This window comes from Caballeronia sp. M23-90, assembly GCF_053574605.1.
In genome coordinates, this window is record NZ_JBSIPA010001015.1 from 1 (window position 1) to 302 (window position 302).

At 57.6% G+C, this 302-nt stretch carries 1 pseudogene; it reads right to left on the bottom strand.

Annotated features, from left to right (window positions below):
- Positions 1-302: pseudogene (locus ACRXB1_RS37585) on the bottom strand (IS3 family transposase); the annotation flags it as partial.

Sequence of the window (302 nt, forward strand, 5' to 3'; positions counted from 1 at the left end):
CCGGGCGTCCTCGATGCAGCCGAAGCGATCCGGGAAGTCAGGACGATATTTAAACGTCTTGAAGTGCGATTCGGAGAACGGGTTGTCATTGGAAACATAAGGCCGACTATGAGTCTTGATCACTTCCGGATCGACGAGCAAGGCAGCGACGGTCTTCGAGCGCATGCTGGTGCCACGATCGGCGTGCAGTGTGAGGCAACCCGGTTCGATGTTTTGTCCGGCGACGGTATCGGCAATCAGCATTTCGGCCAGTTCAGCAGTCTCCCGGGGAGCGATCATCCAGCCGACCACGTAGCGGCTAA